Below are 25,482 nucleotides of genomic sequence, written 5' to 3'. Positions count from 1 at the left end.
CTGAGGGGAGCGGGTGCAGATTTCACTGAACCGGCGGAATAATCTGCATGGGCTCAGTGTCCATCGGCTGCGGCTTGGTCGGGTCGGGTGCCGCTGGCTTCGCAACGGTTGGTTCAGTGACGGTCGGGGCGGCAATTGTGGGGGCCGTCACCGTCGGCGCCGCGATGGTTGGTGCCGCGGGCTCGGGAATCTTGGGCATTTGCGGGATATCGACCGTGCCCGGCGGGGCCGGCTTCTTGATCGGGTCAGGCACCGGCTGGCCAGCTTCCGCGATGAGAATGTCGTCCGGGCAGCGCTGCCGTGGGCTGTTGCCGGTTTCGCGCCACAGCCCCTCCTTGGTCAAGGTCTGCATGGTGCCTTGCTGACGCAGGCTGAGGCGGATCTCGGTCAGCACCGGCACATGGCGCTCCTTCGACCGGCCGCAGACCAGCTGCAGCGAGCCGGCGCTGTCTTCACCGAACTGCTGGGTGAAAGCTTCGACCAGGGCATCGCGCTTGATACGTCCGCCGATGGCGCCGGCGATGGCGATGTTGAGCAGCGAGTGCTGCATCTCCTCCGCCCGGTCGACCGCGCGCTGGAAATAACGTTCCTGCGACAGCATGGAGCAGCTGCCATAGCTCGCCCAGAAGCGCCGCTCATCGCATTGCGCGGTGGTCGGCATGAGCGTCTTCAAGGAGGCGGCGAGGGTGTCGCTGAGCTTGACCTCCGGCAGGCGGCAAGCCTCCATGCCGATGGCATCGGCTTCGCCGCTGAAGAGCGGCGTGCTGAAGGCATCTGTCATCGGGTCGCAATCGCGCATCGGGACAGACCCCGGATGCGGATCCGGGCGCAGGCCAACCAGGGTGAGGTTGCGGCCGGCCGGGTCCTTGAGCGTGAGCTTCTCGCACAACGGCCGCTCCGGGGCGACCAGGCATTGCCCGGGCAGCCAAGCCATGATCAGCGTGTAATGATCGAGTGCCTGCGCCTGCGCTCTATGTGGAATGACGGCAGCGAAGATCCAAAGAATGGCGCTGAAAAGAACAGGACCCTTGCCGCTGAAGGGCTGGCCCATGATGCTCATGCACCAAGCGGATTATAGAGGGTGCCGCCAGCAAAGGCCGTATCGTCGACGATCGCGCGTTCATCCTCGACCCGCACCTTGCCCTCGGCGATGAGGCGCAATGCTTGCGGATACAGGCGATGTTCGGCCGCCAGCACACGCAGACCGAGGCTGTTTTCCGTATCGTCCGGGCGCACCGGCACTACGGCCTGGGCGATGATCGGGCCTGTATCCATGTCCGGCCGCACGAAATGCACGGTGCAGCCATGAAAGCGGGCGCCGCGCTTCAGTACGCGGCGATGGGTGTCGAGGCCCTTGAACGAGGGCAGCAGCGCCGGGTGGATGTTGACCAGTTTGTCGTGCCAGCCGGCAATGAAGCCATCGGTCAGCAGGCGCAGGAAGCCCGCAAGAACCACCAATTCGGCACCTGCGGTGCGAATGGCCTTGTCCATCGCCCCATCGAAGCCGGCACGGTCGGCATAGGCTTTATGATCGACCACGAGCGTCGGAATACCGGCATTGCTGGCGCGCGTCAGGCCGAAGGCATCCGGACGATTGGAGAGTACCAGGGCAATCTCGATCGGACTGTCTGCAACCTGTGGCCCGAATCGGTCGATGAGCGCCTGCAGATTACTGCCCCGGCCCGAAATCAGAATCGCTACTTTCAGCTTCGGCCGGGACATCGCGGGTGCTTACCAGTGACCGGTGTTGCGGACCTCGCAGCCGGCGGCCCCCGCGGCGCGGGTGCTGATGCGGCCGATCTCGCTCACCGTTTCACCGGCATCGCGCAGGGTCTTGGCGATGTGGGCGGCATCGTCGCGCGCCACCACCAGGATCATGCCGATGCCGCAATTGAAGGTGCGCGCCATTTCCTGTGGGTCGGTGCCGGCAATCTTGCGCATCCAGGCAAAGACCGGGGGCAGGCTCCAATTCGCCGCATCAATGTTGCAGGCCAATTCCTTGGGCAGGACGCGCGGGATGTTTTCCAGCAGGCCGCCACCGGTGATATGGGCCAAGGCCTTCACGCCGCCCAGCTTCGAGCTTTCGGCGCGGATGGCGGCAAGGCAGGAACGGACATAGATCTTGGTGGGCGTCAGCAAGGCTTCGCCCAGACTCTGGCCCTTCGCGAAGGGCGCTTCAGCCTCATAGCCAAGCCCGCTCACCTCGACGATCTTGCGTACCAGGGAATAGCCGTTGGAATGCACGCCGGACGATGCGAGACCGAGAACGATATCGCCTTCCGCCACATTGCTGCCGGTGATGGCGGCCTCGCGTTCGACGGCGCCGACGGCAAAGCCTGCGAGGTCGTAATCGCCCTTGGCATACATGCCGGGCATCTCCGCCGTCTCGCCGCCGATGAGGGCGCAGCCGGCCTGCTTGCAGCCGTCGGCGATGCCGGCGATGATCTGCCGCCCCGTCTCGACGTCCAGCTTTCCAGTGGCGAAATAGTCCAGGAAGAACAGCGGTTCGGCACCCTGGACGACGAGATCGTTGACGCACATGGCGACAAGGTCGACGCCGATGGTGCCGTGTTGGCCAGCCTCGATGGCGATCTTCAGCTTGGTGCCGACGCCGTCGGTGGTGGCAACCAAGATGGGGTCGCGGAATCCGGCCCGCTTGGGATCGAAGAAGGCGCCGAATCCGCCCAGACCCGCATCGGCGCCGGCCCGTGCCGTGGCCTTTGCCAATGGTTTGATCGCCTCGACCAGGGCATTGCCGGCATCGATATCGACCCCGGCATCGCGATAGGTGATGCCATTGCCCATGGTGATCACTTAAGTCCTTATTCTTGTTGATGCCCTGGCCGCCCGGGCGCCGCACTTTGGCGCCGCTTCTGGCTTCCTTGGGCACAGATTTGCTATAAGCTCGGTCCGGACAATACGCATTTCAGGGTGGTTTGCAATGGCCCCAACGGGCGGCTTCCGCGGCATTTTCGGCCGCGGCAAAATTAACAATATTCTGGCACTGCTGCTGCTCTTGGGTGGCTTTTTGCTGCCGATTCCGGCGCTGGCGCAGAACGTCTATGTCGCGAGCGGCGTCCCGGTCGATGTCAGCGGCGATGCCGCCACACTGCGCGACCAGGCCGTGCTGATGGCCCAGCGCGAGGCCTTGAAGAAAATCCTGGCGGAAATCGCCCCGGCCGATCAGGTGGCCGGCTTGCAGCTGCCTTCCGATGACGAAATCGGCGGCTGGGTCGCCGATGTCGAAATCGAAGAGGAGAAAATGGCGGCGACGCACTATGTCGGCCGCTATACGATCCGGTTCGCCGCCGCACCGATCCAGGAATTCCTCGGCGCCCAGGGCGTGGCCTTTGCCGAGACGCGCTCGAAGCAGATGCTGGTGATCCCGGTCTTCACCGACGAAACCGGCAATACCGGCCTGTGGGGTCCGACCAATCAATGGCTCTCTGCCTGGACCACGCGGCCGCCCAGCAACGCGCTGGTGCCGATCGCCGTGCCGCGTGGTGACCTTGACGACCAGAACACGCTGTCCGCGACCGAAGCCTTGGGCGGGAACGAGCCCAAGCTCGAATTCATGGGCGAGCGTTACCAGGCCGGCGACGTGATCGTCGCCGAAGCGCAGATGAGCCCGGCCAGTGCCGATGGCAAGCGCACGCTGGCGCTCAACGTCACGCGCCACGGCGTCGACGGCGCGGAAAACTTCAAGGACACGCTGACCGGTGACGCTGCCGATCCCGATGGACTGTTGGTGCAGGGTGTTGCGGCCGTCCAGGCCATGCTGGAAGGTGCCTGGAAGGATGCCAATCTGGTCGATCCCAATCAGCGGGCAACTGTTTCCGTCCATGTGCCGCTGGCCGGAATCGAGCAATGGGTGGCGATCAAGCGGCGCCTCGGTCAGGTCAGCTTGATCAAGGGCGTCAACCTCAAGGAACTTGCCAAAAGCGGGGCGGAGCTGGAGATCTCCTATGCCGGTGACGAAGCGCAATTCATTCGTGCGCTGTCCCAGGCGGATCTCATGCTGGTGCCCAGCGGCGAAGGCATGGCGACGTTGACACTCGGCGCCAGCAGCACCGCGACACCGACACCGTAGGTTTAGAGCCCCACACCCCAGCCCCTGCCCCGGAGGGGCGAGGGGCTGGGGTGTGGGGCAAACAGAACGAGCAACATGACCGATATCCGCGACATCAATATCGAGATCGACGAGGCGCCGCCGCAACGCGTGCGGCGCTGGCCGAGCTATCTTGCGGCCCTCATCGTTTTTCTCATCCTGGTCTATCTGCTGCGTACCGTGCTGTTGCCCTTTGTGGCAGGCATGGGTGTTGCCTATTTCCTCGATCCGGTGTGCGACAAGCTTGAACAATGGGGCTGCTCGCGCACGCTGGCCACGGCTTTGGTGACGATCGTCTTTGTACTCATCATCGTCTTGGCCTTCCTGCTGATCGTGCCGTTGCTTGTCGACCAGCTGAGCAATTTCATTGCCAGCCTGCCGGATCTGGTGGAGCGGGCGCATCAGCGTCTGCTGCCGCTTTACGAAAATCTGCGGCTGCGGTTCGATCTGCCAGCCATCGACGATCTGGGCGGCATGTTGCGTGCGCGCCTGGGGTCGGCCTTCGGCTTTGTCACCCAGACCTTGCAGGGTGTGGTGTCGGGTGGGGCGGCGCTTGCCAATCTGCTGTCGCTTATTTTCATCACGCCGGTGGTAACCTTCTATCTGCTGCGCGACTGGGATCTGGTCATCGCGCGCATGGATCATCTGCTGCCGCGCGATCATGCTGAGGCGATCCGCAGCCAGGCACGCGCCATCGATACCACGCTGGCCGGCTTTATCCGCGGCCAGGCCACGGTGTGCCTGGTCCTGGGCGTCTATTACGCCAGCGGGCTGATGATCGTCGGCCTGCCCTTCGGCCTGGTCATCGGTATGATGGCGGGGATTCTGACCTTCATCCCCTATGTCGGTGCCATGTCGGGCTTTGTCATCGCCATGGCGATTGCGCTCGCGACGTTCGAGAGCTGGCACAGCACCGCTATCGTCGCCGGCATTTTCTTTGTCGGCCAGATGCTCGAAGGCAATTTCCTGACACCCAAACTGGTCGGCGACCGTGTGGGATTGCATCCGGTCTGGATCATCTTCGCTCTGTTGTCGGGCGGTGCCCTGTTCGGCTTTGTCGGTTTATTGCTGGCGGTTCCGGTCGCCGCTGCGATCGGTGTGCTGGTGCGCTTCGGCATCGGCCGGTACCTCTCAAGCCCGCTTTATCAAGGGCATCACGAGATTGTCGTGCCGGTTGCTGCAGGGCCGGCCGATGAGACGCCGCATCTGGTCGACCCAGCCACCGGCGATGGATCTACAGATCAAAGCGGGCCTGTGGGTCAAAGATGAGCGGTCGGCAACTGCCCTTCGATCTCCCGGGGCGCAATGCCATGGGGGCAGCGGACTTCGTCACCTCGGCCAGCAATGAAGCGGCGCTTGCCATGATCGAGGCCTGGCCGAACTGGCCCGGGCCGACGCTCGCCGTTCATGGGCCAACCGGCTGCGGCAAGACGCATCTCGGCCATGTCTGGCAGGAAAAGGTTGGCGACGGGGCGTTGTTCCTCACAGCGCCGACATCGCTGCCCGACTTGCCGGCAAAGCCGCTGCTCATCCTCGATGAACCGTCGTTGGGCGAAACAGATTTCTTTCACCTGCTCAACCGCGTGAAGAACGATGGCGGTTCTCTGCTCATCCTCAGCCGCGAGGCGCCCGCGCGCTGGGATGTGCAATTGCCGGACCTTGCCTCACGCCTCAAGGCATTGCCGGCGGTCGAGGTGGCAGCACCAGATGACGCGCTGCTGGGCGCCGTGCTGGTGAAGCATTTTGCCGACCGCCAGATCAATGTGGCACCCGAAGTGGTGGACTATCTTCTGCGCCACATCGAACGCAGCTTCGCCGCAGCGGCCGAAACCGCCGACCGCCTCGATCGTGCCGCATTGGCGGAGGGGAGGGCAATTACGGTGCCGTTGGCAAAGCGGATTCTTGCGTGACAATGTTCCTTGTTTGTTCTTGATAGATTTAGGACTAAAATGCTAGCATCGTCTCTTTTGCTACTTTGGAGGCGAAGATGATGAAAAAGCGGATTGGCGCACAAGGAAAAGAGTTTGAGTTGGCTCAGTTGTCTTCGGAGAAGGACGCCAATCCAGCTCCTGGCACGACCTCCAAGCTGACTCATGGAAAGTGGGTAAGTTCAGAGAACTTTCAGTATCACTCCCCGGCAAACGAACGAGCCTGGATTGTAGATGCCTATCGACAGGGCGTGCATCATGCCAATTGGCTTTACGGCAATCCAGCCGACGAAAGGACAGAGGCAGTCGTTCATGCCGGTTTGGCAGGCGGCGTTTCAGGATTTCGCGGCCCGGACGGCCAATTTCGGCTGGGCAATTTCAAGACGACCGAAGATCCAGATGTTCTGAAGATCAAAGCGGCAAGTCTGCGAGGAAAAACAGCAAGCGAGATTCAAGGGGCAAGTTTGCCTGGTGAGCAAGAGGCGTTGCAATACGTTCTCGGCAAAAAAGAAGGGAACAATAGAAGCGCATCGCTGCCTAGCAATAGACAGGGATCGAAGTACCTGGTCGAAGGGTCGCGCGCGAAAGAAGAGCAAACATCTATTGGGCAAATAGCAGCTACCATACTGCCGCCAATTGATAATTTGTTGCCACCAGCCAATGATAACTACTGCCCAATGGACCCGGAGCAGGATGAGGCCTGCAAAGAGATGTATGAAGGGCTGAGGCAAGTGCGGGCCGATATCTTGTCAGGTAGAGCTGACGACACAAGTGATGCAGTAAAGGCGGACTACAATAGAGCCGCGAACCTCTATAACGAGTCTTGTGTTCCATTTGGCCATCCCGAACTGCCACTATTTTAGTCGTCGGAGGGCAGCTTGAGCGAAAAGTTCAGTTCCAAAGATCTTGCATTGCGATTGTTGCACGTCGAGGAACTCGGTGAATCACCTTATCTGAGCGAGTTGGATCGAGAGGCGACGCGACAAACCCTGTTGAGTCGTTCTGGCTTGGATCAATCGACGAGCGACGATGATCTGGTGTCATGGTTCTTGACCGAATGTTCTGAAGCGACCGAAGCGGATCGGAAGCGCGTCGCCATGGCGCGACGCATCGCCCTGATCTCGGGCAAAATGGTGAAGAGGTTAAAGCGATTCCGAGAGGACTAATGCGATTTGGCATCGGCCGCTATCTCATGAGGCCGCTTTGCCAGGACCATCACCAAGCGATGGCGCAGGGAGAGAGTATTGTCTGCGGAACTCAAATCATTGGATCTCGTCTTGCGGTTATTGCATGTCGACGGACTCGGTCATTCACCCAACCTAGTTGACGTTGATCGTGAATCAGCGCGCCGTCTTCTAGCCAACCGATTTGAGTTGCCCGAAAATGCTCCGATCGACGATGTCATCGCCTGGTTCCTGATGAAGCATCCGAAACAACTGACGCTGAGCGTGGGCGCGTTCGTTTTGTGAGGCGCCTTACGTCGATCGAACACAAGATGGTCACGCGCCTAAAACCATTCCGTCAGGAGCAATGCGCCGAGTTAAAGCTCTTGTCAGCGTTTTGTCAGCTTCGACCTGCGACATCTGCCGCAGGTCGAAGCCCTTGCATCCGACTATCCGCGAAACCATTTGATGCGGGCGCGACGACAAAATATGAGGGAGATGTGTTGATGAAATGTCCGGCCTGCAATCAAGATCTCGTCATGAGTGACCGCCAGGGAATCGAAATCGACTATTGCAGCAAATGCCGTGGCGTGTGGCTCGACCGCGGCGAGTTGGACAAGATCATCGAGCGCAGCCAGAAGGATGTGCCGCAAGAGGCACCGAGGCGCGAACCGGCGCGCGATCCCTATCAGCATCGAGACCGCGACGATCATTACAAGCACAAGCATCACAGCCGCAAATCCTGGCTGAGCGAATTGTTTGATTGAGATGATGGGTTAGGGAGAGGGGGCACTACCCCGCAAACGCCGGATCGCCTGCGATCTCCGCCACCAGCCAGTCGCGGAAATGCTGCATCCTTGGTTCCTTGACGCGTTCTTCGAGGCAGGCGAGATACCAGCGCGCACCGTGGCGCACCTCGATCTGTGCGAAGGGTTTCACCAGGCGGCCGCTTTTCAGGTCCGGCGCCACCATGAATTCCGGCACCACGGCGACGCCCTGGCCTTCGACCGCGGCTTCGATGGCGAGCAGGTATGAGTCGAACTTCGGTGCTGCGCGGCCTTTGAGCGTGGAGAGGCCCGCCGCTTCCAGCCAGTCATGCCAATCCTCGGCGGCGGTATAGACCTGCAGCATGGCGTGGTTGACGAGGTCGGCCGGTTGCCGCAGGCCGATTCCAGCTTGCATGACAGACGGCGCGCAGACCGCGACCAGCTTGGCGTCGAAGAGATGCGTGTAATGGATGCCGGGGCCGTTGGCCGTCCGGCTGCACATAAGGCCGAGATCGCCGGTCGTGGGGTCGAACTCCCAATCCAATTGGCTGGTCGAGAGGCGCACCAGGATATCGGGGTGCCCCGCCTGGAACTGGTGGAGCCTGGGCAACAGCCAGCGCACCGCCACGGTGACGTAGACCTGGACCACGAGATCGCCGGAGATGCGCACCCGGTCCACAAGGCCCACCCCTTGCGCCAGGCGGTCGAACCCATCGCGCAGATATGGATAGAGCTGGGCGCCGGCCTCGGTCAGTTCGACGCGTCTTGCTGCCCGCCGGAACAGCGACACACCCAGCCGCTCCTCCAGCCCTGCCACCTGATGGCTGATGGCCGATTGCGTCAGGCTGAGTTCCTCGGCTGCCACGCGGAACGATAAATGCCGTGCCGCCGCCTCGAAGGCCTGCAGGGATTTCAACGATGGAAGATTTCGTTTCGCCATAAGTCCAGATTTATCGCATTTTTGCAGTGAAATACATGAAATTAATTCACCGAAAGCTGAAGAAGGGTCGCTTGCCGGAAGTTGGGGGCGGGGCGAATATCCGCTTCAAACGGCCCTGCTGCCGGATAAGCAATTAGAATCGGGAGAGAAAACCATGTCAGCGACGGTGCTCGATACCACAGTGCGGCGCGGCGGCCGCGAGGCCCGGCGCGCGGCGCGCGCGGCCCCCTTGCCGGAGAACGATCGTCCGGTGCGCCCGGGTCTCGAAGGCGGGCGCTACAAGCCGCTCTCCGACGCCGATGTGCTGAAGATCCACAACGCGGCCCTCGATGTGCTGGAACAGATCGGCATGGCCGATGCGATCCCCAGCGGCATTGAGGTCATGACCAAGGCCGGCGCGATCCTCAACGACAATGGCCGCCTCACTTTCCCCCGCGCCCTGGTCGAGGAAACGCTGGCCAAGGCGGCGCGGCATTTCCCGCTTTACGCCCAGGACCCGCGCTACGATCTCGAGCCCTGGGGCAAGAAGGTCTATTTCGGCACGGCGGGTGCCGCGGTGCATATGATCGACCCGGTCACCGGCGATTACCGCGATACCACCACGCGCGATTGCTACGATATCTCGCGCATCGTCGACACGCTGGATCACATCCATTTCTATCAGCGTTCGGTCGTGTGCCGCGAACTGCCCGATCCGTTCGAGATGGATTTCAACACCTGCTATGCCTCGGTCTCCGGCACCACCAAGCATGTGGGGTCGAGCTGGGTCGATCCCAAGCATCTCGAAGCCAGCCTCGGCATGCTGCACATGATTGCCGGCGGCGAGGATAAGTGGCGCGAACGGCCCTTCGTCAGCCAGTCGAACTGCTTCGTCGTCCCGCCCCTCAAATTCGCGCAGGATGCGTGTCGTTGTCTGGAACTTGCGGTGCGCGGTGGCATGCCGGTACTGCTTCTCTCGGCCGGCCAGGCAGGTGCCACGGCGCCGGCGGCCCTGGCCAGCGCCATCGTGCAGGAAGTGGCCGAATGCCTCGCCGGCCTCGTTTATGTGAACGCGATCAAGCCGGGGGCGCCCGCCATCTTCGGCACCTGGTGCTTCGTGTCCGATCTGCGCACCGGCGCCATGTCGGGCGGCTCGCCGGAACAGGCGTTGCTCTCGGCAGCCTCGGCGCAGATGGCGCAATTCTATGACCTCACCGGCGGGACAGCGTCCGGCATGACCGATTCCAAACTGCCCGATGCGCAGGCGGGTTATGAGAAGGCCTATAACCATGCTTTGGTCGGCAATGCCGGCGCCAACATGATCTACGAATCAGCCGGCATGCATGCGAGCCTCTTGGGCTTCTGCCTGGAGAGTCTTCTCATCGACAATGACATCATCGGGGCGACACAGCGCACCATCAAGGGCATCGATGTCTCGGATGAAAGCCTGTCGCTGGAAACCATCCGCAAGGTCTGTCTGGAAGGTCCCGGTCATTATCTGGGTTCGGAACAGACCCTGCAGCTGATGCAGACAGAATATGTCTATCCGATGATCGGCGACCGCTCGAACCCCAAGGAATGGGTCGAGCAGGGCAGGCCGGATGCGGTGCAGCGCGCCACCAAGAAACTGAAAACAATCATGACCAACCATTTCCCGGCGCATATCCCGGAACATGTCGACGATGCCATCCGCGCCAAGTATCCGGTGCGGCTGGACCGGGCGCATATGCGCAAGGGGTGATGGAGTATCTCGATTGTCATCCTCCGCGAAGGCGGAGGATCCACGAGTTGCTTTCATATACTGATGGAAACTCGTGGATGGTCCGCCTGCGCGGACCATGACAAGTTTAGTTGACTGAAAAGAGACCGTTTTCTAGGGGAACCAAATGACTGAACATGCCCGTGTCGTCATCATCGGCGGCGGTGTCGTGGGGACGAGCGCGCTTTATCATCTGGCAAAACTCGGTTGGACCGATTGCTTGCTCCTCGAGCGCGATGAACTGTCCTCCGGGTCGACCTGGCATGCGGCGGGCAATGTACCGACCTTCTCGGGCTCCTGGAACATCATGAAGATGCAGGCCTATTCCGCGAAGCTCTATCGGACCCTGGGCCAAGAAGTCGATTACCCGATGAACTACCACGTCACCGGCTCGATCCGCTTGGCACACACAAAATCGCGCATGGAGGAATTCGCCCATGCCTGCGCCATGGCGAAGGCGCAAGGGCTGGATTACGCGATGCTCAGTCCGTCCGAGATCAAAGACAAATATCCGATCATGGAACTCGATGATCTGGTGGGCGGGCTGTGGGATGCCCATGACGGCGATATCGATCCCTCGCAGTTGACGCAGGCCTTGGCCAAGGGCGCCAAGGATATGGGCGCCAAGGTGCAGCGCTTCAACGCGGTGACGGCGATCAAACAATTGCCATCCGGTGAATGGGAAATCACCACCAAGAACGGCACCAGAATCACGGCCGAAAAGGTGATCAACGCAGCGGGCTATCGCGCTGGCGAGGTGGCGGCCATGGTCGGTCAGTATCTCCCCATCATCGCCATGCAGCATCAATATCTCATCACCGAGATGATTCCCGAACTCGCCGCCAGACCGGAGAAGCTGCCGCTGGTGCGCGATCCGGACGTCTCCTATTACCTGCGCCAGGAACGCGATGGTCTCATCCTCGGCCCCTATGAATGGAACTGCAAAGCTGATTGGCATGACGGCATTCCAGCAGAATTCGCCTTCCAGCTCTGGCCCGACGATCTCGACCGGTTGGAGAGCTATATCGAACAGGCGGTGGCGCGGGTTCCTGTCTTGGGCCAGGTCGGCGTACAAAAGGTCATCAACGGCCCCATCCCCTATTCGCCCGACGGCAATCCCTATATCGGGCCGCAGCATGGCCTGACCAATTTCTACAATTGCAACACGTTCAGCTTCGGCATCTGCCAGGGCGGCGGCGCTGGCAAGACGATTGCCGAATATATCGTACATGGCGAACCCGAATGGGACCTCTGGGGCCTCGATCACCGCCGCTACACCGTCTTTGCCGACCAGAAATATGTGACCGACAAGGCGATCGAGCTCTATCAGAACGAATATGCGATCGGCTTCCCCAATGAAGAACGGCCGGCAGGTCGCCCGCGTCTGAAGACGCCTTTGTTCGAGAAGCTGACGGCCAAGGGTGCCATCATGGGTGCGCGCGGCGGCTGGGAACGCGCGGCGTACTTCCCGCGCAATCCGGATGAGGCGAAGACCAAGCTCTCCTTCCACCGTGCGGAGCAGGCCTGGTTCGAACCGGTGCGCGCGGAATGCGATGCCGTTTCTAACCGCGTCGGCATCATGGATCTTGGCGGCTTCTCGAAATTCATCGTCGAGGGGCCGGGTGCTGAGAAATGGCTGGATTACCTGGTCTGCGGCGCTCTGCCGAAATCCAATCGCGTGACCCTAGCCTATACGTTGACGCCCAAGGGTTCGATCCTCTCCGAATTCACCATGACGCGCCTCGCGGCGGACAGATTCTACCTGATGTCGGCGGGTTCCGGCCTGTGGCACGATCTGGATTGGCTGGTGCAGCATCTACCCGGCGACGGCTCGGTGAAGCTTACGGAAGTGAGCCGGACGGCCTCCTCCCTGGTGCTGGCCGGGCCGCGCTCGCGCGATCTTCTGAAAAAGATCACGGATGCCGATCTCTCCAACAATGCTTTCCCCTGGCCGAGCAGCCAGGTGATCACCGTGGCTGGCCGCAAGGTGACCGCGCTCCGCGTCAATTATGTGGGCGAGCTTGGTTGGGAACTCCATGTTCCGATGGGTGACCTCGTCCATGTGTATGATGCGATCTTTGCGGCTGGCCAAGAATTCGGCATTGCCGATTTCGGCATGTATGCGATGGATTGCCTGCGGCTGGAGAAGGGTTACCGCTCCTGGAAGCAGGACATCACCCACGAATACACACCCTTCGATGCCGGGTTGGAACGCTTCGTGAAGCTGGAGAAGGGCGATTTCATCGGCCGCGACGCTTTGAAGAAACGCCATGCTGCCGGTGAGAAGGAACGCTTCGTGCCGCTCATCGTCGAGGGCAATACGGCCGATGCACCTTCCTGCTCGATCGTCTTCAAGGACGGCAAGAAGGTTGGCATCGTCGGCTCCGGCGGCTGGGGCTTCCGCATCGGGAAAAGTGTCGCCCTCTCCTACGTGCGGCTGGATCTTGCCGAGGTCGGGACAAAGCTCGAAGTCGAGATTCTCGGCACGCGCTTCCCGGCCGTGGTTGCCGAGGAACCGATTTTCGACCCGAAGAACGAGCGGTTGAAGGCGTGAAGATGGGCGGGAGTCTTCAGTCGCACCCCCTCATCCTGACCCTCTCCCGCGAGGGGAGAGGGAATGAGTCTCGTGCTGCAAAGATCGTTGCGACTGACGGTTATTGCCACCTTCGCATCAAGCCCCTCTCCCCTCGCGGGAGAGGGGTTGGGGTGAGGGGGCCTCAGCTCAATACCCCCCATCGAAACCACCTATTTGCCCGCTAACTCATCCACCCGCATAATCCGCCCGCAACCCAACCAGACGAAGAACCCAACCCATGTCACTCCCTACGGAAGCCCGCGTCGTCATCATTGGTGGCGGCATTCTTGGTTGTTCGATTGCCTATCATCTGGGCAAGCTCGGCTGGGGCAAGGATACCGTGCTGCTGGAACGCAAGAAGCTCACCTCCGGCACTACCTGGCATGCGGCGGGACTGGTGCGCGCCTCGCTTTATAGCGAGAGCCTGACCAAGCTCGCGAAATACACGACCGAGCTCTACCAGACGCTGGAGAAGGAAACCGAACAGGCGACCGGCTTCGTGCAGCCGGGCTCGCTGTCGGTCGCAACCTCGGAGGCGCGCTGGGAGGAATTCCGTCGTGGCGCCGACATGCTGCAAAGCTTCGAGGTCGAATGCATCGAACTCGACCGCGCCGGCGTGCAGCAGAAATGGCCGTTGCTGAACACGGACGACGTGATCGGCGGCATCTTTTACCCGAAGGATGGCAAGTGCAATCCGGCCGACACCACCATGGCGCTGGCGCGGGGCGCCCGCATGCAGGGCGCCAAGATCTTCGAGGACACCAAGGTCGAGGAAGTGCTGGTCGAGAAAGGCCGTGTCACGGGCGTGCGCACGTCCGAGGGTATTATCAAGGCGCAATATGTCGTCTGTGCTGCCGGCATGTGGTCACGCGAGATCGGGCAGAAGCTCGGCGTCAACATTCCGCTCCATGCCTGTGAGCATTTCTACATTGTGACCGAACCGATGGAGGGCATGACGCCGGACCTCCCCGTCATGCGCGACATGGATGCCTGCGCCTATTACAAGGAAGATGCTGGCAAGCTGCTGCTCGGCGCCTTCGAACCCAAGGCCAAGCCATGGGGCATGGACGGTATCCGCGAAGATTTCGCCTTCGACGAATTGCCCGAAGATTTCGATCATTTTGCGCCGATCCTGGAAGGTGCCATGCACCGTGTGCCGTCTCTGCAGAAGGTTGGCATCCGCAAATTCTTCAACGGGCCAGAAAGTTTCACGGCGGACCAGCGCTATATCCTGGGGCCTGCGCCGGAGTTGCAGAATTTCTTCGTGGCCGCCGGCTTCAATTCGATCGGCATCCAATCGGGTGGCGGTGCCGGCATGGCGCTCGCCCATTGGATTGTCGAGGGCGAGCCGCCGCTCGATCTCTGGGACGTCGATATCCGTCGCCTGCAGCCGCATATGAGCCGCAAGAGCTTCCTCGTGCCGCGCGTCTCGGAAGCCTTGGGCCTGCTCTATGCCATGCATTGGCCGTACCGCCAGTTCGAAAGCTCGCGCAACGTCCGCCAGACGGCCTTCTACGAGGATTGGAAGGCATTGGGCGCCTGCTTCGGCGAAGTGGCTGGCTGGGAGCGGCCGAACTGGTATGCCCCCAAGGGTGTGAAGGCGGAATATGAATATTCATACAGCCGCCAAAACTGGTTCCCCTATGCGGCGGCCGATGTGAAGGCGACGCGGGAAGGTGTGGCACTTTACGATCTCTCGACCTTCGCCAAATTCCTGGTCGTGGGGAAACATGCCGAGACGTTGCTGCAGCGGGTCTCCTGCGCCGATATCGCGCAGCCGGGCAAGGCCGTCTATACGCAATGGCTCAACGAGAAGGGCGGCATCGAGGCCGACCTCACCATCTTCCGCATCAACGACACCAAGTTCATGGTGGTGACGGCGGCTGCCACCTCGACGCGCGACTGGCACTATCTCAAGGACCGGATCCAGTCCGGCGAGGATGTCGAACTGGTCGACATGACCACATCCTATGCGACCTTGGGTGTCATGGGACCGAAGAGCCGCGAATTGCTGCAGCGCCTGACTGATGCTGATCTCACCAATGCTGGGTTCCCGTTCGGGGCCACCAAGCATATCGAGCTTGGCAATGCGAAGGTGCGGGCGACACGAATCTCCTATGTGGGCGAGCTGGGCTGGGAACTTTATATCCCCAGCGAATTCGCCCGCGGTGTCTTGCATGCCGTGCTGGAAGCTGGTGCCGATCTCGGCGTGCGACCGGCCGGCATGCATGCCATGGATGCCTGCCGCATCGAGAAGGCCTATCGCCATTGGGGCCACGATATCGGCATCAAGGACACCGTCCTGGAAGCTGGTCTCGGCTTTACCTGTGCCTTCGACAAGAAGGGCGGCTTCATCGGCCGCGACGCCGTGCTTCGCCAAAAGGAATCGGGCAAGCTCGGCCGCCGCATGGTGCAGTTCAAGATGCAGGACCCGGCCTTGCTGCTCTATCACAACGAACCCATCTATCGGAATGGCACGCTGGTGGGTCTGGTGACGTCCGCCAATTACGGCCATCATCTGGGTGGCGCCATCGGCATGGGCTATGTGCACAACAAGGACGGTGTCGATGCGAGCTTCATCGCGGACGGCACGTTCGAGATCGGCGTTGCACTGAAGCGCTATCCGGCTACCGCGTCTCTGACCCCGATGTACGATCCGAAATCGGCCCGGATGCGGGTGTAAATCCAGCCCGGTCGCTCAACACCCCCCTCCCGCGCTTCGCGCGACCTCCCCCTCAAGGGGGGAGGTAAATAAGTTGCGGGGCAATACATCAATCAAGATCCTCACCCACCACCCTCCCCCCTTGAGGGGGAGGGTCGGGGAGGGGGGTATGGATCGATCGAGTTCGTCCGGTCGACTCAGCCAAAAATTTCCCACTCACACCCGCATTCTCCGGTGATAATGGCTGATGGCGCAGATCGGCGCCTGCGAGGGGTGGGATAGATCATGGCTCAATCTGATAACAAGCTGACCGATGCCGCACGCGACGTGGCTGCAGGTGCCCGCACCGTGGCGGCGCTGTTCGATGAGATCACGGCGCTGTCGCAGGAAGACCAGGCATTGCTGCGCGATCTCCGCAAGGCGCGGGCAGACCGGGCGCCGCGGGATGTGGCGCCGGCGACATTGGGCCAGCGCACCGCGGACAATATCGCGGGCGTGGTGGGTTCATGGCGCTTCATCATCATTCAATCGGTGCTGCTGGTGGGCTGGCTTATCCTCAACATCTTTGCCTGGACCAGCGCCTGGGACCCTTATCCGTTCATCCTGCTCAACCTCATGCTCTCGTTCCAGGCCGCCTATACGGCGCCCATCCTGCTGATGAGCCAGAACCGGCAATCGGAGATCGACCGGCAGACCCAGCGCAACGATTACGAGGTCAACCTCAAGGCCGAGTTGGAGATCGAATTGCTGCACCAAAAGATCGACATGCTGAGGGCCCGCGAGATGGAGCGGCTGATGAGCGTTATCCAGGAACTGCAAAAAGATCTGGCCGTCCAACGCCAAAGTTAAGGCATGGCAAGGCTGGGGTACGGCAGGGCCAACCTGCCTGCCTAGGGCGTTGCTGTCGGCACGTCCTGCACAATGACGCCGTACCATCCGAGGCCTCGATAGGTCTCGTACCCTGGTGTCAGCGCATAGCCGATCATCTTGCCGGTATCAGCAAAATAGCCGGCCTTCTGGCTGAGCTCCTTGAGCGCAAAACTGTCGGTGAGTACGCCATTGCCATCCGAGGCAGCGATGATGCGATGCTGGGCATCCAAAAGCAGGCAACGGGTAAATGCTCGCTCCTCGGCACTGATCTGGCTGCCTTGCACCACGGCCTGGGCCTGTGGCTGCCAATCGAAGAAGATACCCAGGGCACCCAGAGGCTTGCCGTCCGCAGCACCGCCGGCGCGGATGGCGGTGGTGTAGGTCGCAACCTGGGCATTGTCGAGGTTGGGGACGCGTTCCACGTCGAAGGCCGCGTAATCATCGCCCGAGCTGGTGGCCATTGCGGCCTTGAACCAGCTCGTCCCGGCCACATTGCTGCCGATCACCTTGGGATATTTCTGCGGGCGGCCATTGGCGATGACGCGGCCGCCAGCATCCGCGATCCACAGGTCGAGATAGACCGTGTAGCTGTTGAGGATGACCCCCAGGCGCGAGCTGGCATGGGCGGCACTCTCCGGCCCCGGCGCTGCCAGCGCATCCACCGCCGCAGCATCGGTTGCCCACCAGCGCACGTCGCAGGAGCGTTCATAGAGATTGCGGTCGATGATCTCGATCATGTTGAAGGCAAGGTCGGCTAAGCGCTGGCCCCGCACCTGATGCACCAGCCCTTCACCCAGACTCACCAGTTCGGCGATGGCGCCGGCCAGCTCCGAGGAAAGCTGGTGCGAGATCTGGGTGATGCGTTCGGAGATCGTCTTCACCTCGTTGGCAACGACACCGAAGCCGCGCCCGCTATCGCCGGCACGCGCCGATTCAATCAGCGCATTGAGGGCCAGGATGCGGGTTTCCCGCGTGATGGTGTTGATAAGGGCGATCTTGCCCTCGGCCACGTCGCTGACATGGCGGGACAATTCAATGATGCGTTCTGGTTGGGTCATGGAATCCGTTGGCGGCCATAGGGTTGGGTAGAAACAAATAGACACACCTGCGCGCACACGATGCGCAGGTTAACCCTAGCCAGCAGAACGGTGTTTTTTAGTCGTCTTTGAGACGTTCCTATCTGATTAGCATTATTGTGCGCTGCGGAAAAGGTCGATTTGAGCTCCATGATGCCGGAATGAGCATGGCCAGGGCCGAAGCTGCTGCCTTAAGCTCGCGCCAGGCCTCATGTGGCAGGTGGGAGGGGATTTGGTTGGCGTTTGATCGGGACATGGGGGTCGCACCGGCGAAAAGCCGGCGCCTGGCGTCGCTCCAGCTGGCCGTCGGCTGGGTCTGGCGCGGCTTCCAGACGCCGGTCGGGACGGTCAAGTGCGGCCTGCCGCCTTCGCCAGCCACCCCGCTCACCGCGCTCACCGCCCTGGTGATGGACACGGAAACCACCGGTCTCAATGTGCGCAGCGACCGCATCATTTCGGCGGCTGGGTTTCGTCTCGACCAAGGTGCTCTGGCCGCAGCACCCAGCTTCGACCGGCTGATCGACCCTAGGCGGCCGATCCCGGCGGCCTCGACTGTCTTTCACGGCATCGTCGACCAGATGGTAGTGGGTGCGGGCGATTTTCCGGCCCATTGGCCGGAACTGCATCAGCATCTGCAGGATGGGCTCATCATCGGCCATCAGGTCTATTTCGACCTTGCCATGCTTGGGCGCGAGGTGCGGCGCATGGGCCTGCGTCTGCAGCCGCCGGTGGCGCTCGATACAGCACTTCTCTATGCCGCCCTCCATCCCGGCGAACGCCACCGCGATCTCACCCCTTGCTGTGCCGCCTTCGGCATTGAGGTCACGGACCGCCACACTGCGCGGGGCGATGCGGAAGCGACCGGCCGTCTGTTCCTGTCCCTGGTGCCGTTGCTGATGGAGCACGGTATCCGCACGCTGGGCGAGGCGCTGGCCTTCGAGCGCGCTGCCATCCTGCAACATCCTCGCCGCTGGCATTGGTAAAGAGGGCGCATGCAGCACACTCAGCCTTTTCTTAGCCGTCATCCCCGGGCCCATCTGGAATCAGGGGGGACCCGGGGATCCACTGCGGCAGTTGAGAGTGTGGATGCCCGGATCAAGTCCGGGCTTGACGATGGAGAGGCGGTGGCACCGGCGATGATAAGGGCCGGCACGTCATGAACCCGGAAATCGTGCAGCGGATCGATGCCTTCGCCTATCGCCACCGGCTGGTCGATGTCATGCGCAGCCCGGTCATCGCCATCGATGCCGCAGCACCGCTTACGGAAGCTGCTGCGATGATGGCGGAAAAGCGTGTCGGCGCGCTTGCAGTGCTGGATGGCGATGGACGGGCGATCGGCCTTATCTCCGACCGTGATCTCGCGCACCATGCGGCAAGGCCCGAGACGCTGTCGCAGCCGGTGGGTGCTGCGATGTCGCGCGAGATGGCCTTCCTGCCGCCGGATGCGTTCGTGTTCGAAGCGCTCACCGATCTGCGCCGCCATAACACGCGGCATTTGATCGTCGTGGACCGGTCGAGCCAGGCGGCGCTGGGTGTCGTCAGCATGAGCGCGCTTTTGAAGCTGCGTGCCGACGATGCGTTGTTGTTGGCGGCGGATGCGGAAGAGGCGCCGGATGCGCAGAGCCTCAAGGATGTGGTGGCGGCCCTGCCGCGTCTGGCCACGGCCCTGCTGGCGGAAGGCGTCCCACCGCGCCAGATCGCCGGCGCCCTCGCCGCCGTGCTGCGCGATGTCTATGCCAGGGTCGCGGCCTTGGCGGAAAATCTGCTGCTGGCCAGCCATGGTGCAGCACCCGCCGCCTGGTGCTTCCTGGTCCTTGGATCGGCCGGTCGTGGCGAAAGCCTGCTGGCCGCGGATCAGGATCATGCCCTGGTGCATGACGGGACTGCGGATGACGATCCCTGGTTCGAGAAATTCGGCCTGCATTGTTCCGCCATCCTCGATCAGATCGGCATTCCCTTCTGCCGCGGCGACGTCATGGCCAGCAACCGCGAATGCCGGCACAATCTCGCCGGCTGGCGCAAGCGCATCGGCCTCTGGGTTGGGAGCGACGACGATGTGGCGTTGCTCAATGCCGATATCTTCTTCGATTTCCGCCCGGCCTATGGCGACATTGCACTGGCGGTGAAGCTGCGGGCGCTTGCCTCCGAGCTTGGCCAGGAGCCGATGTTCCTGAAGCGCCTTGCTGCTTCGATCGGCAAGTTCGAGCCGCAGCTCGGTCTCTTCGGCGGCATGAAGACCAAGGGCGGCCGGCTCAATCTCAAGCGTGGTGCCCTGCTGCCGATCGTCTCCGGCGCGCGCGTGCTGGGCTTGAGCCTGGGCAGCACGGCGCTGGAAACAGAAATGCGCTGGGAGGCGGCGCGGAAAGCGCAGCGGGTGAGTGCCGACGACCTGCTGCGCATCACCGATGCGCATGACATGGCGCTCCGCCTGATGCTGGCCCAGCAATTGGCCGATATCGCCAAGGGCCGCGCCCCGGGCTCGGATGTCGAGGTGAAGCGCCTGCTTGATTTCGACCAGGAACGCCTGAAAGACGGGCTCAAGATCGCGTCGGTCATCGATCTCATCGTCCGCCACGCTCTCGTCTAGAGCGGTGACCGGCATCACAGCCCGGTCTTGATTGCGCCAGCGTCCGCCGCTGTCAGACCCCGAGAAACCCCTGATTTTGCCACATTTCCGGCCTTTGGCCGCCATGCGCGCCGGTCATTGATCGGTGGTCGCAGCCCAACACGATTGGTGACCCGGATCACTGCGTAACTGAATGCTTTAGCTCACATTATGGGGCAAGTCGTCTCGCTCATCTTCACCAGACCTTTACCGTTTCGCCGTTTAATAGACCCATACCGCTTCCAGGAACCGCCGCCATGTTCGACAGCTTGATCACCATCAGTGCCCGCCTCACCTTGTTTTCGCTTTTTGCGATGGTGCTGGTTTTGGCCGGCGCCGGTGCTTGAAGAGATGACCAAGGCGCGCATCGTCAAGCTGACGCTGGCGCTTGAATTCCTGCTGGCGCTGAGCCTCCTCTGGCTTGCGGCCGCCTCCGACCTTCTGGGTTAATCTTGCTTCTGGGCTGATCTTGCGCGGGCCTGCCCGGTTGGGGTCTAATCCAGCCGGACCCCCAGGAGCCCCCCATGCCCGACAATCGCGACGCTGACGATTCTCTGCGCCATTTCGGGCCGCCGCCCAGCGCTGGCGAAATCGAGGAAATGGGCCGCCGGATTCTGGCGTCCTTGCCGGCGGAATTTCTCATCCGCTGCAGCAATGTGGCGCTCCGGGTGGAAGAATTCGCCGACGAGGAAACGCTTCTGGAAATGGGGATCGAAGACCCTTTCGAGCTGGCCGGTCTCTATCGCGGTGTTCCGCTGACCGAACGCGGCCACGCCGACCCCACCGACCTCGACATCGTCTTCTTGTATCGCCGCGCCATTCTCGACTGGTGGGCGGAAGAGGATGTCAGCCTGGAGATCCTCATCCGCCATCTCGTGGTCCACGAGATCGGCCACCATTTCGGCTATTCCGACGCCGAGATGGAGGCCGTGGAGAATATGGCGGAGGGCTAGGACCTACCCCAGAATCCGCGCGTGATGATGGAGATGGTCGGCTATGAAGCTCTGGATGAAATAGTAGCCGTGATCGTAACCCGCATGGCGGCGCACGGTCAGCTTCTGGCCGGAGATGGCTGCCGATTCCTCCAGCGCATGGGGATGCAGCTGCACCTCCAGGAACTGGTCCGCCTCGCCCTGATCGACCAGGATCGGCGCGGGGTGCGTGTGCAGCTTCATGAGGTCGCTGGCGTCGTACGCTTTCCAATCGAGCCGATGCGTGCCGAGATAGCCGGTGAAGGCCTTCTCGCCCCAGGGGCAGTGCATCGGATTGGCAATGGGGGCAAAGGCCGAGACCGAGCGGTAGAGGTCCGGATTGCGCAGGCCGCAGACCAGTGCCCCATGGCCCCCCATGGAATGGCCGAAAATACCGCGCCGGTCCGGATCGACCGGATAGTTGGCGGCGATGAGAGCCGGCAGTTCCTTGGTCACGTATGAATACATGCGCCAGTTCTGGCGCCACGGTGTTTCGGTCGCATCGACATAGAAACCGGCACCGACGCCAAAATCCCAGCTGTCGGCCTGGCCCGGAAAATCCGTGCCGCGGGGGCTGGTATCTGGGGCGATCAGCATCAGGCCCAGTTCCGACGCCACGCGCTGGGCGCCGGCCTTGATCATGAACGTGTCTTCGGTGCAGGTGAGGCCGGCAAGATAGGTGAGGGCCGGCACCGGCCGCTTTTCGGCGGCCGGCGGCAGATAGACCGAAAACTTCATCGGCAGGCCGATCTCGCTGCTGTCATGGCGCAGGAATAGCTGCCAGCCGCCAAAGCAACGATGGCGGGCGAGTTCGGTGACGACGCTCATCAGTACAGCACCACGCCGCGGATCGAGGTCCCGGCCTTCATCAGATCGAACCCCTTGTTGATGTCTTGAAGCGGCATCGTGTGGGTGATGAGATCATCGATATTGATCTTGCCGTCCATGTACCAGTCGACGATCTTGGGCACGTCGGTGCGGCCCCGTGCCCCGCCGAAGGCGGTGCCCTTCCAGACGCGACCCGTCACCAGCTGGAACGGCCGCGTGGAGATTTCCTGGCCCGCGCCGGCAACGCCGATGATGACCGAGACGCCCCAGCCCTTGTGGCAGCATTCCAGCGCCTGGCGCATCAAGGTCGTGTTGCCGATGCATTCGAAACTGTAATCAGCACCACCCTTGGTGAGGTTGACGAGATAGGGAACGAGATCACCCTCGACCTCTTTCGGATTGACGAAATGGGTCATGCCGAATTTCTCGGCGATGGCTTTGCGGGCGGGATTGATATCGACGCCGATGATCATGTTGGCACCCGCCATGCGGGCACCCTGGATGACGTTGAGGCCGATGCCCCCCAGGCCGAACACCACGACATTGGCGCCGATCTCGACCCGCGCCGTGTTGATGACGGCACCGATGCCGGTGGTCACACCGCAGCCGATATAACAGATCTTGTCGAAGGGTGCATCTTCACGGACCTTGGCCAGCGCAATCTCCGGCACCACGGTGAAATTGGCGAAGGTCGAGGTGCCCATGTAATGGTGCATCTTCTTGCCGCCCATCGAGAACCGGCTGGTGCCGTCCGGCATCAGGCCCTGGCCCTGCGTCGTGCGGATCGCCTGGCAGAGATTGGTCTTGCGGCTGAGGCAATATTCACACTGGCGGCATTCGGGCGTGTAGAGCGGAATGACGTGATCGCCCTTCTTGAGGCTGGTCACGTTGGGCCCGACATCGACCACGATGCCAGCCCCCTCATGCCCCAGGATGGCCGGGAACAGGCCTTCAGGATCGGCGCCCGACAGAGTGAAATAATCGGTGTGGCAGAGGCCGGTCGCTTTGACCTCGACCAGCACCTCACCGGATTTCGGTCCTTCCAGCTGCACGGTCTCGATGACCAGGGGTTTGCCGGCCTCGATGGCCACGGCGGCGCGCACGTCCATGGGAGTCTCCACTCGGTTGAAAGCCCACAAGAAACCATGGGCCGATCAGTCGCAATGCCTTGTAATATCGTAACAGCAAGGTCGCACGCCAGGGTCATTTCCGTGCGCCAGATTGCGGCGATGGGGCCAAGGTGACGGACCTTCATGCCTGGCCCGTGAGGTGAATGACCCGAAAAACGTCATCCCCGGGCCCGATCCTGAATCCCCCGATCTTGACCCCCTGGCCTAGAATCCCCCTGCCTCGAATCGAGAGAGGCCGGGGATCCGGTTCGACTGGGTTCTGATTGTCAGTTGCTGGCTGATGCCCGGATCAAGTCCGGGCGCGACGACATGGAAGGCGCACACGGACCTACGCAATAATATCCGGCAGCAGCTTACTCTCGAGCCGGATGATCTGGTCTTTCAGGGACAGTTTGCGCTTTTTCAGCCGCTGGATCTGCAGCTGGTTGAAGGGCGAGGCTTCGGCCATGGCACGGATGGCCTCGTCCAAATCGCGGTGTTCGGAGCGCAATTCTTCCAGCTGCACCCGCAGCTCATTTAGGCCGATCATCACGGTCTGACCATCTCCCCGCCCATATTGCGATACGGCAGTTTTGCATAACCTTGTCCCAACGCCCGAATAGTACCCCAAAGCCGGCGCGGCGTCACGATTTAGCGGGCCTTGGGGGACAGTTTGCCGCGCTGCCAACTCTCCGCCCTTGCACCCTTTCCTCTCAAGGGGATAGAGATCAGGGAGCGGTATTCGACAGCAGAAAGGGTGTCCGGCATGGATGCGCCATTTGACCTCATCATCCGGAACGGGACGGTTGCCACGCCAAATGGGCTGGAGTCGCTCGATATCGGCGTGCGCGAACGGCGAATCGCGGCCCTGGGAAAGAAACTGAGCGGGGCTGTGACCGCGCAGGAGCTTGACGCGCAAGGATTGACCATCCTGCCGGGCGTCATCGACACCCAGGTGCATTTCCGAGAACCAGGCCTCGAGCATAAAGAGGATCTGGCAACCGGCACGGCCGGGGCGGCCCTGGGGGGTGTTACCGCCATTTTCGAAATGCCCAACACCAACCCCAATACGCTGGATGCCAAGGACCTCAACGACAAGCTGACCCGCGCCAAGGGCCGGGCCTGGGTCGACCATGCCTTCTTCATCGGCGCCTCGGACGAGAATGCCGACAAGCTCGGCGAGCTTGAGATGCTGCCGGGCTGCGCGGGTGTCAAAATCTTCATGGGCTCCTCGACCGGTTCGTTGCTGGTCGCGGATGACGAGACGCTGGAAAGCGTGCTGCGTCACGGCAAGCGCCGGGTCGCCATCCATTCCGAAGACGAGATGCGGCTGCGCGAACGCCTGGCCCTGGTGAAGGACAGCGGCGATCCCGCCTTGCACCCGCATTGGCGCGACGTGGAAACCGCTGTGCGGTCGACCAACCGGCTCCTCAAGATCGCGCGGCTGGCTGGCCGGCGGGTCCATGTGCTCCACATCTCCACCGCTGACGAGATGGAGATCTTCAAGGACCATAAGGATATCGCGACCGTCGAGGTGCTGACCCATCACCTTACCCTGGCCGCCCCTGATTGCTATCAGCGCTTAGGCACTCTGGCGCAGATGAACCCGCCGGTGCGCGACAAGCATCATCAGGATGGTATCTGGCAGGCGCTGCGCGACGGCGTCGTCGATTGCATCGGCTCGGACCATGCACCCCATACGCTGGAAGAAAAGGCCCGGCCTTATCCGCAAAGTCCCTCCGGCATGCCGGGTGTCCAGACCTTGCTGCCGGTGATGCTCAATCATATGCATGAAGGGCGCCTCACATTGCAGCGTCTCATCGACCTCACCAGTGCCGGCCCGGCGCGGATCTACAATATCCGCGGCAAGGGGCGCATCGCCGTGGGCTATGACGCCGATTTTTCAGTGGTCGACCTCAAGGCCAAGCGCACCATCACCAACGATTGGATGGCGACCAAGGCCGGCTGGACGCCCTATCACGGCATGGAAGTCACCGGCTGGCCGATCGCCACCATCATCCGCGGCGCCATCGTCATGCGCGACGGCGAACTGCTGGGCCGCCCCGACGGTGCCCCGGTGCGCTTCCAGGAAACCATGCAGCCGCAGGATTGATAATGCCGAGCACGTTCTTCACCGTCATC

The 25,482-nt window shown here is 61.8% G+C and carries 23 protein-coding genes; 15 read left to right on the top strand and 8 right to left on the bottom strand.

The annotated features are described in order from the left end of the window. Positions 1-22: 22 nt before the first annotated feature. Genes AC1DWZ_RS20315 through purM form a run of 3 tightly spaced genes read right to left on the bottom strand, consistent with a single transcriptional unit; the run spans position 23 to position 2,805 of the window. Positions 23-1,051: a ribonuclease T2 family protein gene (locus AC1DWZ_RS20315; RefSeq protein WP_477170769.1), complete on the bottom strand. Its 1,029-nt coding sequence runs from the start codon at positions 1,049-1,051 to the stop codon at positions 23-25. 5 nt (positions 1,052-1,056) lie between these two features. Continuing rightward, positions 1,057-1,722, bottom strand: a complete 666-nt coding sequence (purN, locus tag AC1DWZ_RS20310; protein WP_477170768.1) for a phosphoribosylglycinamide formyltransferase — start codon at positions 1,720-1,722, stop codon at positions 1,057-1,059. Between the two features lie 9 nt (positions 1,723-1,731). Further along, positions 1,732-2,805 (bottom strand): phosphoribosylformylglycinamidine cyclo-ligase, encoded by a 1,074-nt coding sequence (gene purM / locus AC1DWZ_RS20305; RefSeq protein ID WP_477170916.1) that lies wholly within the window; start codon positions 2,803-2,805, stop codon positions 1,732-1,734. A gap of 136 nt (positions 2,806-2,941) precedes the next feature. On the opposite strand from purM, the gene AC1DWZ_RS20300 reads away from it, so the two are divergent. The 7 genes from AC1DWZ_RS20300 (at position 2,942) to AC1DWZ_RS20270 (ending at position 7,966) form a co-directional block, all read left to right on the top strand. Next, complete coding sequence (locus AC1DWZ_RS20300) at positions 2,942-4,090, top strand: DUF2066 domain-containing protein (RefSeq protein ID WP_477170767.1); 1,149 nt, start codon at positions 2,942-2,944, stop codon at positions 4,088-4,090. A gap of 75 nt (positions 4,091-4,165) precedes the next feature. Continuing rightward, positions 4,166-5,377 carry an AI-2E family transporter gene (locus tag AC1DWZ_RS20295; protein WP_477170766.1) on the top strand — a complete coding sequence of 404 codons (1,212 nt, stop codon included), beginning with the start codon at positions 4,166-4,168 and terminating at the stop codon, positions 5,375-5,377. Next, the gene (locus AC1DWZ_RS20290) at positions 5,374-6,018 is read left to right on the top strand and encodes an HdaA/DnaA family protein (RefSeq protein WP_477170765.1); all 645 of its coding nucleotides are present in this window, start codon (positions 5,374-5,376) and stop codon (positions 6,016-6,018) included. Before AC1DWZ_RS20295 ends, AC1DWZ_RS20290 begins: the two co-directional genes overlap by 4 nt. Before the next feature lie 77 nt (positions 6,019-6,095). After that, entirely contained in the window at positions 6,096-6,899 is an 804-nt protein-coding gene (locus AC1DWZ_RS20285) for a hypothetical protein (protein ID WP_477170764.1), read from the top strand. A gap of 15 nt (positions 6,900-6,914) precedes the next feature. Then, a complete protein-coding gene (locus AC1DWZ_RS20280; RefSeq protein ID WP_477170763.1) occupies positions 6,915-7,202 on the top strand; it encodes a hypothetical protein in 288 nt (95 codons plus the stop codon). Positions 7,203-7,280: 78 nt separating this feature from the next. Continuing rightward, positions 7,281-7,505 carry a hypothetical protein gene (locus AC1DWZ_RS20275; protein ID WP_477170762.1) on the top strand — a complete coding sequence of 75 codons (225 nt, stop codon included), beginning with the start codon at positions 7,281-7,283 and terminating at the stop codon, positions 7,503-7,505. A 200-nt stretch (positions 7,506-7,705) separates the two neighbouring features. Continuing rightward, complete coding sequence (locus AC1DWZ_RS20270; RefSeq protein ID WP_477170761.1) at positions 7,706-7,966, top strand: TFIIB-type zinc ribbon-containing protein; 261 nt, start codon at positions 7,706-7,708, stop codon at positions 7,964-7,966. A 25-nt stretch (positions 7,967-7,991) separates the two neighbouring features. Here the strand turns inward: AC1DWZ_RS20270 and AC1DWZ_RS20265 are convergent, their stop codons facing one another. Continuing rightward, positions 7,992-8,882 carry a LysR substrate-binding domain-containing protein gene (locus tag AC1DWZ_RS20265; RefSeq protein ID WP_477170760.1) on the bottom strand — a complete coding sequence of 297 codons (891 nt, stop codon included), beginning with the start codon at positions 8,880-8,882 and terminating at the stop codon, positions 7,992-7,994. Positions 8,883-9,060: 178 nt separating this feature from the next. Here AC1DWZ_RS20265 and AC1DWZ_RS20260 point away from each other — a divergent pair, with 178 nt between their 5' ends. The 4 genes from AC1DWZ_RS20260 (at position 9,061) to AC1DWZ_RS20245 (ending at position 16,730) form a co-directional block, all read left to right on the top strand. Next, positions 9,061-10,626, top strand: a complete 1,566-nt coding sequence (locus AC1DWZ_RS20260) for a trimethylamine methyltransferase family protein (protein WP_477170759.1) — start codon at positions 9,061-9,063, stop codon at positions 10,624-10,626. A gap of 145 nt (positions 10,627-10,771) precedes the next feature. Beyond that, on the top strand, positions 10,772-13,198 hold the full coding sequence (locus AC1DWZ_RS20255; RefSeq protein ID WP_477170758.1) for a GcvT family protein: 2,427 nt from the start codon (positions 10,772-10,774) through the stop codon (positions 13,196-13,198). A 259-nt stretch (positions 13,199-13,457) separates the two neighbouring features. Further along, positions 13,458-15,902 carry a GcvT family protein gene (locus AC1DWZ_RS20250; protein ID WP_477170757.1) on the top strand — a complete coding sequence of 815 codons (2,445 nt, stop codon included), beginning with the start codon at positions 13,458-13,460 and terminating at the stop codon, positions 15,900-15,902. A 264-nt stretch (positions 15,903-16,166) separates the two neighbouring features. Further along, entirely contained in the window at positions 16,167-16,730 is a 564-nt protein-coding gene (locus AC1DWZ_RS20245; RefSeq protein ID WP_477170756.1) for a DUF1003 domain-containing protein, read from the top strand. A 41-nt stretch (positions 16,731-16,771) separates the two neighbouring features. Here AC1DWZ_RS20245 and AC1DWZ_RS20240 read toward each other — a convergent pair whose 3' ends face one another. Then, positions 16,772-17,809 carry a cache domain-containing protein gene (locus tag AC1DWZ_RS20240; protein ID WP_477170755.1) on the bottom strand — a complete coding sequence of 346 codons (1,038 nt, stop codon included), beginning with the start codon at positions 17,807-17,809 and terminating at the stop codon, positions 16,772-16,774. 254 nt (positions 17,810-18,063) lie between these two features. On the opposite strand from AC1DWZ_RS20240, the gene AC1DWZ_RS20235 reads away from it, so the two are divergent. From AC1DWZ_RS20235 to AC1DWZ_RS20225, 3 genes are all read left to right on the top strand, one after another. Then, a complete protein-coding gene (locus tag AC1DWZ_RS20235; protein WP_477170754.1) occupies positions 18,064-18,810 on the top strand; it encodes a 3'-5' exonuclease in 747 nt (248 codons plus the stop codon). A 173-nt stretch (positions 18,811-18,983) separates the two neighbouring features. After that, the gene (locus AC1DWZ_RS20230) at positions 18,984-20,414 is read left to right on the top strand and encodes a DUF294 nucleotidyltransferase-like domain-containing protein (protein WP_477170753.1); all 1,431 of its coding nucleotides are present in this window, start codon (positions 18,984-18,986) and stop codon (positions 20,412-20,414) included. A 542-nt stretch (positions 20,415-20,956) separates the two neighbouring features. Next, the gene (locus AC1DWZ_RS20225) at positions 20,957-21,385 is read left to right on the top strand and encodes a metallopeptidase family protein (protein WP_477170752.1); all 429 of its coding nucleotides are present in this window, start codon (positions 20,957-20,959) and stop codon (positions 21,383-21,385) included. Positions 21,386-21,388: 3 nt separating this feature from the next. Here AC1DWZ_RS20225 and fghA read toward each other — a convergent pair whose 3' ends face one another. The 3 genes from fghA to AC1DWZ_RS20210 all read right to left on the bottom strand — a co-directional run bounded on the left by fghA (position 21,389) and on the right by AC1DWZ_RS20210 (position 23,890). Continuing rightward, positions 21,389-22,231 (bottom strand): S-formylglutathione hydrolase, encoded by an 843-nt coding sequence (gene fghA, locus AC1DWZ_RS20220; RefSeq protein WP_477170751.1) that lies wholly within the window; start codon positions 22,229-22,231, stop codon positions 21,389-21,391. Beyond that, positions 22,231-23,340 (bottom strand): S-(hydroxymethyl)glutathione dehydrogenase/class III alcohol dehydrogenase, encoded by a 1,110-nt coding sequence (locus AC1DWZ_RS20215; protein WP_477170750.1) that lies wholly within the window; start codon positions 23,338-23,340, stop codon positions 22,231-22,233. The genes fghA and AC1DWZ_RS20215 overlap by 1 nt, the downstream gene beginning before the upstream one ends. Positions 23,341-23,689: 349 nt before the next feature. Continuing rightward, positions 23,690-23,890 (bottom strand): YdcH family protein, encoded by a 201-nt coding sequence (locus AC1DWZ_RS20210; RefSeq protein WP_477170915.1) that lies wholly within the window; start codon positions 23,888-23,890, stop codon positions 23,690-23,692. A gap of 216 nt (positions 23,891-24,106) precedes the next feature. On the opposite strand from AC1DWZ_RS20210, the gene AC1DWZ_RS20205 reads away from it, so the two are divergent. Then, complete coding sequence (locus AC1DWZ_RS20205; RefSeq protein ID WP_477170749.1) at positions 24,107-25,453, top strand: dihydroorotase; 1,347 nt, start codon at positions 24,107-24,109, stop codon at positions 25,451-25,453. Positions 25,454-25,482: the final 29 nt, after the last annotated feature.

The sequence above is a fragment of the Dongia sp. P2_B8 genome, assembly GCF_056404715.1.
This window is presented reverse-complemented; position numbering and strand designations above follow the sequence as displayed.

What these genes read in the sequence shown, in the direction of transcription:
- fghA (WP_477170751.1), bottom strand. Translation starts at nt 22,231, where the DNA reads ATGAGCGTCGTCACCGAACTCGCCCGCCATCGTTGCTTTGGCGGCTGG.
- AC1DWZ_RS20215 (WP_477170750.1), bottom strand. Translation starts at nt 23,340, where the DNA reads ATGGACGTGCGCGCCGCCGTGGCCATCGAGGCCGGCAAACCCCTGGTC.
- AC1DWZ_RS20260 (WP_477170759.1), top strand. Translation starts at nt 9,061, where the DNA reads ATGTCAGCGACGGTGCTCGATACCACAGTGCGGCGCGGCGGCCGCGAG.
- purM (WP_477170916.1), bottom strand. Translation starts at nt 2,805, where the DNA reads ATGGGCAATGGCATCACCTATCGCGATGCCGGGGTCGATATCGATGCC.
- AC1DWZ_RS20225 (WP_477170752.1), top strand. Translation starts at nt 20,957, where the DNA reads ATGCCCGACAATCGCGACGCTGACGATTCTCTGCGCCATTTCGGGCCG.
- AC1DWZ_RS20245 (WP_477170756.1), top strand. Translation starts at nt 16,167, where the DNA reads ATGGCTCAATCTGATAACAAGCTGACCGATGCCGCACGCGACGTGGCT.
- AC1DWZ_RS20270 (WP_477170761.1), top strand. Translation starts at nt 7,706, where the DNA reads ATGAAATGTCCGGCCTGCAATCAAGATCTCGTCATGAGTGACCGCCAG.
- AC1DWZ_RS20290 (WP_477170765.1), top strand. Translation starts at nt 5,374, where the DNA reads ATGAGCGGTCGGCAACTGCCCTTCGATCTCCCGGGGCGCAATGCCATG.
- AC1DWZ_RS20230 (WP_477170753.1), top strand. Translation starts at nt 18,984, where the DNA reads ATGAACCCGGAAATCGTGCAGCGGATCGATGCCTTCGCCTATCGCCAC.
- AC1DWZ_RS20295 (WP_477170766.1), top strand. Translation starts at nt 4,166, where the DNA reads ATGACCGATATCCGCGACATCAATATCGAGATCGACGAGGCGCCGCCG.
- AC1DWZ_RS20250 (WP_477170757.1), top strand. Translation starts at nt 13,458, where the DNA reads ATGTCACTCCCTACGGAAGCCCGCGTCGTCATCATTGGTGGCGGCATT.
- AC1DWZ_RS20210 (WP_477170915.1), bottom strand. Translation starts at nt 23,890, where the DNA reads ATGATCGGCCTAAATGAGCTGCGGGTGCAGCTGGAAGAATTGCGCTCC.
- AC1DWZ_RS20240 (WP_477170755.1), bottom strand. Translation starts at nt 17,809, where the DNA reads ATGACCCAACCAGAACGCATCATTGAATTGTCCCGCCATGTCAGCGAC.
- purN (WP_477170768.1), bottom strand. Translation starts at nt 1,722, where the DNA reads ATGTCCCGGCCGAAGCTGAAAGTAGCGATTCTGATTTCGGGCCGGGGC.
- AC1DWZ_RS20255 (WP_477170758.1), top strand. Translation starts at nt 10,772, where the DNA reads ATGACTGAACATGCCCGTGTCGTCATCATCGGCGGCGGTGTCGTGGGG.
- AC1DWZ_RS20285 (WP_477170764.1), top strand. Translation starts at nt 6,096, where the DNA reads ATGATGAAAAAGCGGATTGGCGCACAAGGAAAAGAGTTTGAGTTGGCT.
- AC1DWZ_RS20205 (WP_477170749.1), top strand. Translation starts at nt 24,107, where the DNA reads ATGGATGCGCCATTTGACCTCATCATCCGGAACGGGACGGTTGCCACG.
- AC1DWZ_RS20315 (WP_477170769.1), bottom strand. Translation starts at nt 1,051, where the DNA reads ATGGGCCAGCCCTTCAGCGGCAAGGGTCCTGTTCTTTTCAGCGCCATT.
- AC1DWZ_RS20300 (WP_477170767.1), top strand. Translation starts at nt 2,942, where the DNA reads ATGGCCCCAACGGGCGGCTTCCGCGGCATTTTCGGCCGCGGCAAAATT.